Source organism: Phenylobacterium sp. LjRoot219 (assembly GCF_964252995.1).
Lineage (GTDB): Bacteria > Pseudomonadota > Alphaproteobacteria > Caulobacterales > Caulobacteraceae > Phenylobacterium.
In genome coordinates this window covers 881,282-893,022 of sequence record NZ_CAXUQI020000001.1, presented here as the reverse complement: position 1 = coordinate 893,022, position 11,741 = coordinate 881,282, and the positions used below count along the sequence as shown (strand labels likewise).

The following is an 11,741-nucleotide window of genomic DNA, read 5'->3' as shown; positions in this document are numbered from 1 at the left end:
GATGCAGGCGCTCCGCACCGCTGCGACGGGCATGGCGGCCCAGCAGATGAACGTCGAGGTCATCTCGAACAACATCGCCAACATGAATACGGTCGCGTTCAAGAAGCAGCGCGCCGAGTTCCAGGACCTGCTCTACCAGACCCTCGAGGCGGCCGGCGCGCAGTCGTCCGACCAGGGCAACATCGTGCCGACCGGCGTTCAGGTCGGCGCCGGCGTCAAGGCGGGCTCGGTCTACCGCATCGCCACCCAGGGCACGCTGACCCAGACCGGCAACCAGCTCGACATGGCGATCGACGGGCGCGGCTACTTCCAGGTGCAGCTGCCGACCGGCGAGACCGGCTACAGCCGCGCCGGCAACTTCGCGGTCAACGACCAGGGCCAGCTGGTGACCCAGGCCGGCTACCTGATCGAGCCGGCGATCACCATTCCGGCCGAAGCCACCGAGGTGTCGATCTCCAAGGCCGGCCAGGTGCAGGTGAAGGTGCCCGGCAACCCGGCGCCGAACACCGTCGGCAACCTGGAGCTGGCCACCTTCATCAACGAGGGCGGCCTGTCGGCCCAGGGCGGCAACCTCTTCCTGGAGACCGCCGCCTCCGGCCCGCCGACCGTCGGCCAGCCCGGCATCGAAGGCGTCGGTGAGCTGATGCAAGGCTTCACCGAGGCCTCGAACGTCGACGCCGTGTCGGAGATCACCGCCCTGATCGTCGCCCAGCGGGCCTACGAGATGAACTCCAAGGTCATCTCCACCGCCGACAACATGCTGGGCGTGGCCAACCAGATCAAATCCTGATGAAAGCGCCCGCCCTCCTCCTCGCCGCCGCCGTGCTGGCGGCCGCCGCCCCGGCGCTGGCCGGCACCGCCGTCTCGCTGAAGCCGGATACGGTCAGCGCCGACGTGGTGGTCACCCTGGGCGACCTGTTCGAGGGCGCCGGGGCCGCCGCCGGCGTGCCGGTGGCCGCGCGCCGCAGCGCCTCGGTGATCCTGAACGCCCGCGCCGTGCAGCTGGCCGCCGCCCGCTCCGGCCTCGACTGGGCCAACGCCGAGGGCCTGCGGACCATCGTCGTCTCCGGCGCGCCGGCCGGCGCCCCGCGCCGCCGGGCCTGCCGCCGCGGCCGCAGGCGCGGCCGCCCGCGGCAACGTCGAGGTGCTGACCTACGCCCGCAGCCTGCAGGCCGGCGAGATCGTCGGCGCGGCCGACCTGGTCTGGGCGAAGGCCGCCGTGGCCCCGGCCGGCGCGCCGGCCGACGCCGAGGCGGTGATCGGCCTGGCCGCCAAGCGTCCCTTGCGCGCCGGCGCCGTGGTGGCCGCCCGCGACGTCGGCGCCGCCCAGGTGATCAAGGCCGGCGAGACGGTGACCATCACCTTCGCCTCGGAAGGGATCACCCTGTCGCTCGAAGGCAAGGCGATGCAGGCCGCCAGCGTCGGCGAGACCTTCAACGTCCAGAACACCGCCTCGAAGAAGATCATCCCGGCCGTCGCCGTCGGTCCCGGGCAGGCCGTGGTCGGCCCCGCCGCCGCCGGCCTGAAGGCCGCCCCCAGCCGCTACGCGCTCCGCTAAGGACCTGTGCTCATGTCGCCCGCCCTGCGCTCCGCCCTGATCGCCCTCGCCGCCCTGGCCCCGCTCGGCGCCTGCTCGACCGTCAACGAGGCGGTGCAGGGGCCCCAACTCGCGCCGGTGGGCTACCCCTCCGCGCTGGTGCCGCGCGAGCAGACCATCCTCGCCCAGCGCGACGCGCCGGGCCCGGCCAGCGCCAACTCGCTGTGGCGCACCGGAGCGCGGGCCTTCTTCGCCGATCAACGCGCCGGCCGGGTCGGCGACATCCTGACGGTGATGATCGACATCGACGACAAGGCCAAGACCAGCAACTCCAGCAACTCCAGCCGCACCTCCAGCCTGGAAGCCGGCGTGCCGCACCTGCTCGGCATGGAGTCGACGCTCGGCAAGATCCTGCCCGGCGGCTTCGACCCGGAGAACGCCTGGGAGACCAGCAGCAAGACCAAGAACGCCGGCGCCGGCTCGGTGAACCGCGAGGAGAAGATCAGCCTGACGATCGCCGCGGTGGTCTCGGCGGTGCTGCCGAACGGCAACCTGGTGATCCAGGGCACCCAGGAGGTCCGCACCAACGCCGAGCTGCGGCAGCTGACCGTGGCCGGCATCGTCCGCCCAGAAGACATCTCCTCGGCCAACACCATCCGCCACACCCAGATCGCCGAGGCGCGCATCAGCTACGGCGGCCGCGGCGACATCAGCCGCGTGCAGAAGACCCCGGGCGGCCAGGCGCTGACTGAGAAGTTCTGGCCGTTCTGAAGCGGCGGACGAAGGCCAACTTGTTCGTCATCCCGGCCGGAGGTCCGTTCGCGGACCGGAGAGCCGGGACCCAGGGGCCATGTCCCGGATCGGCCCTACAGGCCGTCCGGGATGACGGTCGAGGTCAGGCGTAGGCGATCAGCCGGCCGAGCGTCGCGGCGGCCAGCCACAGCCCGAGCGAGGCGGCCGCGAACAGCCGGGCGGCGGCGGGAACCCCGCCGCTCCAGCTCTCCAGGCGCCGCCGCCAGACGAGGTGGAAGGCCGCGACGTTGGCCAACGCCGCGGCGATCAGCACCAGCTTCCAGCGGAACAGGGCGGAGCGGACCAGCGCCCCGGCGTCGGCCGAGAACATCACCAGGCCGCTGAGCACCATCAGCCCCAGCCCGACCGCGGCGACCGGGATCAGCGCCTGCACCAGCGCCGCGGCCGGCAGGCGGCGGAACAGCCCCAGCAGCCGCAGGTCGAGCACGCCGATCGCGCCGACCAGCATCACCAGCCCCAGCAGGTGCCCGAGGTTGGCCAGCGGATAGCCGATCGCCGAGCCGCGCGCCCACAATCCCAGCGGCGTGTCCTCCAGCCGGGCGGCGAGCGCCAGCAGCTCCATCGGTCAGCGCAGCTCGACGGTCTTGCCCTGCACCGTCACCCGCTCGATGCGCATCTCCGGCGTCCCGTCGCGGCGGGGGTAGCCTTCCAGCGTCACCGGCTTGCCGGAGGTCAGCATGGCCTCGGTCAGGCCGCGGCCCTCCATCCGGGCGACCGGCGCCAGCACCACCGTCCAGGTGCGCTTCTGATAGTCGACCTTGGCCGAGCCGTGCGGATTGCGCCAGGCGACGTCGCTCAGCGGCGCGGTCACCTTGATCACCTTCTCGGCGTCGTAGGAGCTCCAGCCGTGGTGGGCGAAACCTGCGGCGGGCGCGAGCAGCCCGAGCGCGACGACGGCGACAGCCAGGGTTCTCATCGAGCAGCCTCCTGCTGAAGCCCTGGAGATTATCACGTCCGCGCCGCAGCCGCAGGTGGCTGAAAGCCTCGCCCTGTCGGCCTCAGGCTCAGATGAAGTTGCCGTCGGAGATCGCCCCCAGGTTCGTGTTCGACAGGATGATCCCCATGTCGGCGAGGTGATCGGCGTTGGTGTCGACGAGCACAAGGACGTCGGCGCCGGCCTGGGCGGCCACGATGTTGAGCGCCGGGTTGTTCGCCAGCGCGGCGGCCGCCATGTCGCGCGCCACGACGAAGTCGTCGACCGGCGCGGCGGCGTAACCGTCCATCGTCGGCGCGTAGCCGTACGGCCCCGGTGACGGCGGGACCGGCGGCGCGGGCGGCGTCGCTTCGAGCTCGGCGTAGCCGCCGACCACCGACAGGTCGATGCGGTCCTCCGGCGCCCAGTCGAGGATCCGGTCGGAGAGTTGGAAGTCGATCACCGAGGATCCCGGCGGGAAGACGAAGACGTCGCCTTCGGTGCCGCCGCGCATGATGTCGTAGCCGTCGTCGCCGAGGATGATGTCCGGGGCCGGCCCGGCGTCGATCAGATCGTCGCCCAGGTTGCCGAAGATCAGGTCCGCGCCGGCGCCGCCGACGATCTGGTCGGCGCCCTGGCCGCCCAGGATGGTGTCGCCGCCGTGGGCGGCGGTGATCGTGTCGTTGCCGCGGTTGCCGTTGGTGAAGTTACGCTCGTCGGCCCCGACTCCCAGATTGATCACGTCCTCGTCCTGGCCTCCGAACACGATGTCGTTGCCTGGGCCGCCGGACAGGGTGTCGAAGCCCTGGTTGCCCTGCAGGAGGTCGTTTGCGGCCTCGCCATTGAACAGATCCGCGCCGGCGCCGCCGAAGAAGGCGTCGTCCCCCGGCCCGCCGCCCAGGACGTCCGGGCCGGGCGTGCCGATGAAGGCGAATCCGCCGACCTGGAAGGCCAGGTCGCCCTCGCCGAAGATGCCGGGTCCGAAGGTGACCGTCCGCCCGCCGGTGATGCTGATCGCCGCCTGGTCGGCGAGGAACGCGACCCGCATGAGGTGGGCGAAGCCGGTGGCGAACACCATGCTGTCGGCGGGCTGCCAGGCGAGCGCCTGTTCAGGGGTGATCGTATCGAAGTTGAACTGGGCCATGTGCGGCCTCCCGTTCTCTCAGGGTCGAGAAAGGGCGGAGGTCCTCATGGGAGCTCCACAGCAAGGACGCCCGATGAACCGAGGGCGCGGCGCGGCGCCATCGCCAGGAGTTTGTTCCGGCCGCCTGGGAATAGGTTCACCGGCGCCCCAGAAACTTGGCCCCGTCGGGCGTGGGCGCGCGGGCATTGCCAGACCGCTCGGCGAGGCGGCTAATGAACCTTTCGGCGCGTAACGCACACTAATCCTTCGCAAGAGGGGCGCGGATGCTGGCCGAGCGAGACGCCAGGCAGGTAAGGCGCACAGCGGCGATGCGATCGGATCCGCTGGAGGAGGCGGCTCTGTTCGAGCGTATCGCAGCACGCGACCTGCGCGCGTTCGAGAGCCTCTACAGGCTCTACCACCCTCGGCTGGCCCGCTTCCTCACGACGCTGACCCGAAGGCCCGCCCTCGTGGAAGAGGTTCTGAACGACACCCTGTACGCGGTCTGGAGCCGACCCGAGGCGTTCGGCGGCCGCAGCAAGCTGTCCACCTGGATCTTCGCCATCGCCTACCGCAAGGCGCTGAAAGCGCTGAGCCGGCAGGACGAGCCCATGGACGACGGCCAGGCCTGGCTGACGCCGTCGGACGAAGCCGGGCCCGACCAGCTCCTGGAGGAGCGGGAGACCCGCGACCTGCTCGCCCGCGCCATCGCCGAGCTGCCCCCGGACAAGCGGGCCGTGGTCACGCTCTGCTATTTCCACGACATGCCCTACCGGGACATCGCCGAGGTTCTGGACTGCCCGGTCGACACGGTGAAGACCCGCATGTTCCACGCCCGCCGGCATCTGAAGAGCCGGCTCGCCGGCCCGCTGGGGCTGGAGCTGTGAGGCGCGGCATGGACAAGCGCATCAATCCGCCGGACGAGCCGGAACATCGCAACGCCCAGCTGCATCTGCCCTGGTACGCGACCGGACGGCTGGACGCGGCCGAGCAGGCGCGGGTGGCCATGCACGTGGCCGGTTGCGCCGCCTGCCAGGCCGATCTCGCGCTCGAAGGCGCGCTCGCCGACCAGGAGCTCGAGCCCCCGGCGGTGTCGGCGGACGCGGGGTGGGCGCGGCTGAAATCCCGCCTCGACCGGGAACGCCGGCCGACCCTCGCGCCGGCCGCAGCCGCAGGTCGCCGGACGATCCCGGCGCTCTTCGGCGACTGGCGAGGCTGGGCCATCGCGGCGCAGTTCGCGCTCATCGTGCTGTTGACCATCCTGCTGACCCGCGCGCCGCCGGCGTCCGACTACCAGACGCTGGGGCGGCCTCAGCCGAGCCCCGGCGGCGATCTGCTGGTGATGTTCAAGCCGGACACGCCGGAGCGGACCATCCGCGCGCTGCTGGGCGACGCCCGCGCCCGGGTCGTCGACGGCCCGACCGTGACCGGCGCCTATGTCCTGCAGATCCCGGACGACGAGGAGCAGCTCGCGCTCGCACGCCTGCGGGAGAGCCCCGCGGTCACCCTGGCCGAGCCGCTCGCTGCGGAGCCGGCGCCATGAGGCTCGGCGCCTGGGCAGGGGCGCTCGTGCTGTCGCTCGCCGCCTTCGGAACCGCAGTCGCCGCGCCGCCGAAGCCGACGCCGACCGTCGCCGCCGAGTCGACGCGAAAGGTGCTGGTGCTGCTGCGGCTGCCGCCCGCCCACTATCGTGGCGGTTCCGACTACAGCGACGCCTACGGCGACGAACTGGGCCGCAGCGCGAGGCGGCGCATCGGCGCCCAGCTCGCCCGGGCGGAAGGACTGAAGCTGGAGACCGACTGGGCGATTCCGCTGCTGGGCGTCGACTGCCTGGTGATGGCCATTCCGGACGGGCGGTCGGAGGCTGAGGTCGCGGCCAGCATCGCCCGCGACAAGCGGGTGGCCTGGGCCCAGCCGATGAAGCTGTTTCACGCCCAAGGCGGCGCGGCGCAGCCCGACCCGTTGCTGGCGGCGCAGCCCGCCGCACAGGCCTGGCGTCTGCTCGAGCTTCATGAGATCGCCACCGGCGAGAACGTCCGCGTCGCGGTGATCGACAGCGGCATCGACGCGGGCCACCCGGACCTTACCGGCCAGGTGCGGGTGCAGCGGGATTTCGTCGCCGGCCGGGCGCCGCCCGCCGAGCGGCACGGCACGGCCGTGGCCGGCATCATCGCCGCGCGCGCCGACAACGGCGTCGGCATCGTCGGCGTCGCCCCCGGCGCCAGGCTGCTGGGCCTGCGCGCCTGCTCGGAGCGTCCGGCGCAACCGAGCGGAGCGGTCTGCGACAGCCTCAGTCTCGCCAAGGCGCTGGAGTTCGCGATCACCAATAAGGCCCAGGTGGTCAATCTCAGCTGGACCGGGCCGCCGGACATTCTGCTCGGGAGGTTGCTCGACGTCGCGCTTTCACGTGGCATAACCGTGGTCGGCGCATCCAATGACGCGCTGGCGCGCGGCGGCTTCCCGGCCTCTCATCCGGGCGTCATCGCCGCCGCTCAGACGCAGGCAGGGGCCCGGGCGAGTGGAGCATATGTCGCACCAGGGCGTGACGTGCCGACCACGCAGCCGGGCGGACGCTGGGCCCTGGTCAGCGGCAACTCCTATTCCGCCGCGCACATCAGCGGGCTCCTGGCCCTGGCGCGCCAGCGATCCGCCCGCCCCGGCGCGCGCGTCCTGGTCGTCCGCGCAGGCCGGACCATCGACGCCTGCGCCACCCTGCTGCAGACCGATCCCGCCTGCCGCTCGTGTTGCGCCGGCGGCGCGGCGCGCACCGCGGCGCGTTGAGCGCCCTCGCCCGATCCGGCGTCGATCGATCGTCGGCGTGCTGGCCGTCCTCGGCCTGACGCTGGCGACGCCGGCGGCGGCGCAGCTGGGCGCGAGCGTCTCCATCCACTCGGACTACCGCTATCGCGGCTATTCCCTGAGCCAGGAGCGCCCCGCCGCCGCGCTCAACCTGTCCTACGACCATCGCACGGGCCTCTACGCCGGCGGTTCGCTGGCGACGGTAGACACAGCGGAGGAGGGGTGGCGCCCGATGGGCCACCTGGCCCATGCGGGCTACGCCAGACGGAGCGCCCGGGGGCCGGCCTGGGACGTCGGCGTCTCGACGCTTAAGGTGAAGTACCACGAGTTCCCGTACCGCTCGGCGACCAACAACGAGGTCTACGCAGGCGTCGTCGGCGACCACGTCAGTTTCCGGGTCGCCTACGCCCCGGACTACTTCGAACTCGGTCAGGAGACCCTCTACCTCGACCTGGGGGCGGCCTTCCGGCCCGCGCCCGGCTGGCGGGTCTTCGGCCACGCCGGCCTGCTCAGCAAGGTCGCCGGGCGATCGACCCCCGGCGGCCGCAGCGAGCGCTACGACCTGAGCGCGGGCGCGGCGCGGCGGATCGGCCCGGTCGAAATCGTCGTCCAGGTCACCGAAACGGGGCCCGGCGCGTCGCGCGGACCTGACCACGACGGCTTGACGGTCTCCGCCAGCTGGTTCTTCTGACCGCGACCGGCGCCGCCGCCGCCGGCGATTGAACCTGGCGCGCCCGATCCGGAACTCATCTCAGAATCCAAGGCTGTGGGCGCCGTCCGATGACGCGAACGCCGCGTGACACCTCGACGAGCAGATCGGCGCAGCGCCGTCTGGCCGCCGGTGCAACCCTGAACCGCGCGCCGAACGCGCCCTGCAACCGCGGTGGCCAAATCCGCGGCGACCTTAACAATTACAAATATCATCAAGGGGTTGATCGCCGAGACGGCGTTTGCACCGCCTTCGAGCCGAGCCACACCCTGCGCCGCTGCCCGCGGAGGTCAGTGAGCGGAGCAAGTAACAAGCCCCGCGACGGCGCTCACGCTTCTCAGCCGACAACGTGTTGAGGGAGGTCGATCATGAAGGTCACTGCTGTTGGGCTGGGCGCGATCGCGCTCGCCGTCTCAAGCGCCGGCGCCGCCCACGCCGGCACCCTGTGGATCGCCAGGATGACCCCGGCGCGCGAGGTCCCGCCTAACAACGCTCCGTTCAGCGGAAACGGCTTCCTCGTGCTCAACAACGCCGAGACCTCGGCCTCGGTGACGGCCACGCACAACATCCCGGCGAACCAGCTCACCGGCGGACACGTCCACCGCGGCGCGGCGGGCGTCAACGGCCCGATCATCCTGCCTTTCCCGAACCCGGCGAGCCCGATCGGTCCGATTCCGTGGGCGATCCCGACCGCCGACGTGGCCAATCTGAAGGCCGGGAACCTCTACATGAACATCCACACCGCCACGTTTCCGGGCGGGGTGATCCGCGACCAGTTCGGCCGGGTTGTGTTCGCCAATTCCGCGGCGACCGGCTCCCAGCAAGCGGTCGGCGGGGCGCTGGACGTGTCGGCGGGCTTCAACTCCGACCTCGACCAGGTGCTGTTCAGCACTGCCGTGCAGTCGGCCGCCGGCCAGGCGGCGGTGCTGCAGGACCTCAGCGGCCAGACGCTCTACGCTCAGGCCCGGGAACCTGCCGACATCATGCACAGCTTCCAGGAGACGATCCTCCAGCATGTCGACGCCGGCCCGCCGGAAGCCGAAGGCTTCGGCGCCTTCGGTTCGGTCGGCGCCGACTGGGGGCGGCGCAACAGCCGTGACGGGCAGATCGGCTCGGACATCGACCGGCAGTCGATCCTGGGTGGCGTGCAGTACGCCTGGGCGCCTGGCATGGCGGTCGGCGCCGCGCTCGGCTACGCCGAGGGCAAGAACAAGTTCAATGACGGGCTCGGCAAGACTAGGGCCAAGACGCTGGGGCTCCAGGGCTTCGTCACCGGCGGCGTCAGCAGCGTGCAGGCGACCGCCGTCGCCGGCTACGGCTGGAGCGAAGTCGACACCGACCGGAACCTGCCCAGCCTGGCGCGGACCGCCACCTCGTCCCCGGACGCCAAGACCTGGGCCGTCGCCGGCAGGGTCTCAACGCCCCTGACGGTGGCGACCAACATGACGGTCTCGCCGTACGGCCAGATCGACGCCCAAGGAACCCGCGTCGACAGCTATCAGGAGACCGGCGCCGGCGCGGTCGGTCTCATCGTTCCCAAGCAGAAGTTCAACACCGTCGCCATGGAGCTTGGTGCGGCCCTCGCCGCCCGCTTCGGCGCGGAGGACGCCTGGACGGCGAGGCTCCAGGCCGGCTGGCGGCGCCAACTGGACGACGGGAAGGACGCCTTGCCCCTGGCCCTCATCGGCTCACCCGTGGGCTTCGTACAGCGGATACCCGGCGCGGGTCGCGACGCCGCCCACATCGACGCCTCGATCGGCGGGACCTTCGGCCAAGGCTGGACCGCCGAGGCGGCCTACCGCGGCCTGCTCGGTGACGATAGCGTGCACGGGATCGAGCTGCGCTTCAGCTACGCGATGTAGGGAGCGAGCCGACGCCGCCGCCGCCATTCGGCGGCGGGCGGCGGAGGCCAGTTCTAGGCGCGCCGGCCGTTGATCGCGAGGTTGTCGGCGCCCAGGGCGCTGAGCGCCGCGCGGACGATGCCGTCGGCGTCGAGACCGGCTTCGACGTACATGGCGTCGGGCTTGTCGTGGTCCTGGAAGATGTCCGGCAGCGTCAGCACACGGACCTTCAGCCCGCGGTCCAACGCGCCGTGCTCGGCCAGCGCCTGCAGCACGAAGCTGCCGAAGCCGCCCATTGCGCCCTCCTCCACCGTGATCAGCGCCTCATGCTCGCGCGCGAGGCGGAGGATGAGGTCGATGTCGAGCGGCTTGGCGAAGCGCGCGTCGGCGACGGTGGTCGACAGGCCGCGGGCGGCCAGCAGGTCGGCTGCGCGCAGCGATTCCGCCAGGCGCGTGCCGAACGACAGGATGGCGACCGCCGTGCCCTCGCGGACGATGCGGCCCTTGCCGATCTCGAACGGCTCGGCGAACTCGGGGATTGGCACGCCGACGCCCTCGCCGCGCGGATAGCGGAAGGCGCTGGGCGCGTCGTCGATGGCCGCGGCGGTGGCGACCGCGCGAGCCAACTCGGCCTCGTCGGCCGGACCCATCAGCACCATCCCGGGCAGCGCGCCCATGAAGCCGATGTCGAAGCTGCCGGCGTGGGTCGGGCCGTCGGCGCCGACCAGGCCGGCGCGGTCCATGGCGAAGCGCACCGGCAGGCGCTGGATCGCCACGTCGTGGACCACCTGGTCGTAGCCGCGCTGCAGGAAGGTCGAATAGATCGCCGCGAACGGCTTCATCCCGTCGGCCGCGAGGCCGGCGGCGAAGGTCACCGCGTGCTGCTCGGCGATGCCGACGTCGTAGCAGCGCTCCGGAAACTTCTGGCCGAACAGGTCGAGGCCGGTGCCCGACGGCATGGCCGCGGTGATGGCGACGATCTTCGGGTCGCGCTCAGCCTGTTTGACCAGTTCGGTGGCGAACACCTTGGTGTAGCTCGGCGCATGGCTCTGCGCCGGCTTGGCCTGCTGGCCGGTGACCACGTCGAACTTGACCACGCCGTGGTACTTGTCCGCCGCGTTCTCGGCCGGGGCGTAGCCCTTGCCCTTCTGGGTCACGACGTGGACCAGCACCGGCTTGTCGGCGATGTTGCGGGCGTTCTGCAGCACATGGACCAGGGCGTCCATGTCGTGGCCGTCGATCGGGCCGACGTAGTAGAAGCCCAGCTCCTCGAAGAAGGTCCCGCCGGTCACCATGCCGCGGGCGTACTCCTCGGCCTTGCGGGCCGCCTCCTGCAGGGGGCGCGGCAGGGCGCGGGCCACCGACTTGCCGAGGTTGCGCAGCGACTGATAGCCGCCGCCGGAGACGAGCCGGGCCATGTAGGCGCTCATCCCGCCGACCGGCGGGGCGATCGACATGTCGTTGTCGTTGAGGATGACGGTCAGCTGCTGGGTGGTCTCGCAGGCGTTGTTCATCGCCTCGTAAGCCATGCCGGCGCTCATCGAGCCGTCGCCGATCACCGCCACCACCTTGTTGTCGCGGCCGTCGCGGTCGCGCGCGGCGCAGAAGCCCAGCGCCGCCGAGATCGAGGTCGCGGCGTGCGCCGCACCGAACGGGTCGTACTCGCTCTCCGCCCGCTTGGTGAAGCCGGACAGCCCGCCGCCCTGGCGCAGGGTGCGGATCCGGTCGCGGCGGCCGGTGAGGATCTTGTGCGGATAGGCCTGGTGGCCGACGTCCCAGATCAGGACGTCCTTGGGCGTCTCATAGACGTGGTGCAGGGCGGTGGTCAGCTCGACGACCGCCAGCCCGGAGCCCAGATGGCCGCCGGTCTGCGAGACAGCGTCGATGGTCTCGGCGCGCAGTTCGTCGGCCAGTTGCCTCAACTCGGCGATCGAGAGGCCGCGGATGTCCGCGGGCGAGGAGACCTTGTCGAGCAGGGGAGTGATGGGCGCCATGAATTCAACTGC

The 11,741-nt window shown here is 71.6% G+C and carries 11 protein-coding genes and 1 pseudogene; 8 read left to right on the top strand and 4 right to left on the bottom strand.

Annotated elements, in window-relative coordinates:
• The first annotated feature begins 1 nt into the window (after nt 1).
• The 3 genes and pseudogenes from flgG (at nt 2) to flgH (ending at nt 2,308) form a co-directional block, all read left to right on the top strand.
• On the top strand, nt 2–790 hold the full coding sequence (gene flgG / locus ACSQ14_RS04410) for a flagellar basal-body rod protein FlgG (RefSeq protein ID WP_436010115.1): 789 nt from the start codon (nt 2–4) through the stop codon (nt 788–790).
• A pseudogene (gene flgA, locus ACSQ14_RS04405) lies at nt 790–1,558 on the top strand (flagellar basal body P-ring formation chaperone FlgA). Before flgG ends, flgA begins: the two are co-directional and overlap by 1 nt.
• Nucleotides 1,559–1,570: 12 nt before the next feature.
• Nucleotides 1,571–2,308: a flagellar basal body L-ring protein FlgH gene (gene flgH, locus ACSQ14_RS04400; RefSeq protein ID WP_436010113.1), complete on the top strand. Its 738-nt coding sequence runs from the start codon at nt 1,571–1,573 to the stop codon at nt 2,306–2,308.
• A gap of 124 nt (nt 2,309–2,432) precedes the next feature.
• Here the strand turns inward: flgH and ACSQ14_RS04395 are convergent, their stop codons facing one another.
• The 3 genes from ACSQ14_RS04395 to ACSQ14_RS04385 all read right to left on the bottom strand — a co-directional run bounded on the left by ACSQ14_RS04395 (nt 2,433) and on the right by ACSQ14_RS04385 (nt 4,407).
• A complete protein-coding gene (locus ACSQ14_RS04395; RefSeq protein ID WP_436010111.1) occupies nt 2,433–2,912 on the bottom strand; it encodes a hypothetical protein in 480 nt (159 codons plus the stop codon).
• A 3-nt stretch (nt 2,913–2,915) separates the two neighbouring features.
• Nucleotides 2,916–3,266: a DUF6152 family protein gene (locus ACSQ14_RS04390; protein WP_436010109.1), complete on the bottom strand. Its 351-nt coding sequence runs from the start codon at nt 3,264–3,266 to the stop codon at nt 2,916–2,918.
• A gap of 88 nt (nt 3,267–3,354) precedes the next feature.
• Nucleotides 3,355–4,407: a calcium-binding protein gene (locus ACSQ14_RS04385; RefSeq protein WP_436010107.1), complete on the bottom strand. Its 1,053-nt coding sequence runs from the start codon at nt 4,405–4,407 to the stop codon at nt 3,355–3,357.
• Between the two features lie 308 nt (nt 4,408–4,715).
• Between ACSQ14_RS04385 and ACSQ14_RS04380 the strand changes: the two genes are divergently transcribed.
• The 5 genes from ACSQ14_RS04380 (at nt 4,716) to ACSQ14_RS04360 (ending at nt 9,756) form a co-directional block, all read left to right on the top strand.
• Nucleotides 4,716–5,273, top strand: coding sequence for an RNA polymerase sigma factor (locus ACSQ14_RS04380; protein ID WP_436010105.1), 558 nt, complete (start codon nt 4,716–4,718; stop codon nt 5,271–5,273).
• 8 nt (nt 5,274–5,281) lie between these two features.
• Nucleotides 5,282–5,929, top strand: a complete 648-nt coding sequence (locus tag ACSQ14_RS04375; RefSeq protein WP_436010103.1) for a zf-HC2 domain-containing protein — start codon at nt 5,282–5,284, stop codon at nt 5,927–5,929.
• Nucleotides 5,926–7,167, top strand: a complete 1,242-nt coding sequence (locus ACSQ14_RS04370) for a S8 family peptidase (RefSeq protein ID WP_436010101.1) — start codon at nt 5,926–5,928, stop codon at nt 7,165–7,167. Before ACSQ14_RS04375 ends, ACSQ14_RS04370 begins: the two co-directional genes overlap by 4 nt.
• Nucleotides 7,168–7,204: 37 nt before the next feature.
• Entirely contained in the window at nt 7,205–7,876 is a 672-nt protein-coding gene (locus tag ACSQ14_RS04365; protein WP_436010099.1) for a TorF family putative porin, read from the top strand.
• A gap of 386 nt (nt 7,877–8,262) precedes the next feature.
• Nucleotides 8,263–9,756, top strand: a complete 1,494-nt coding sequence (locus tag ACSQ14_RS04360; protein WP_436010097.1) for an autotransporter domain-containing protein — start codon at nt 8,263–8,265, stop codon at nt 9,754–9,756.
• 53 nt (nt 9,757–9,809) lie between these two features.
• On the opposite strand, the gene dxs is transcribed toward ACSQ14_RS04360, so the two are convergent.
• Nucleotides 9,810–11,729 (bottom strand): 1-deoxy-D-xylulose-5-phosphate synthase, encoded by a 1,920-nt coding sequence (gene dxs / locus ACSQ14_RS04355; protein WP_436010095.1) that lies wholly within the window; start codon nt 11,727–11,729, stop codon nt 9,810–9,812.
• Between the last annotated feature and the right edge of the window lie 12 nt (nt 11,730–11,741).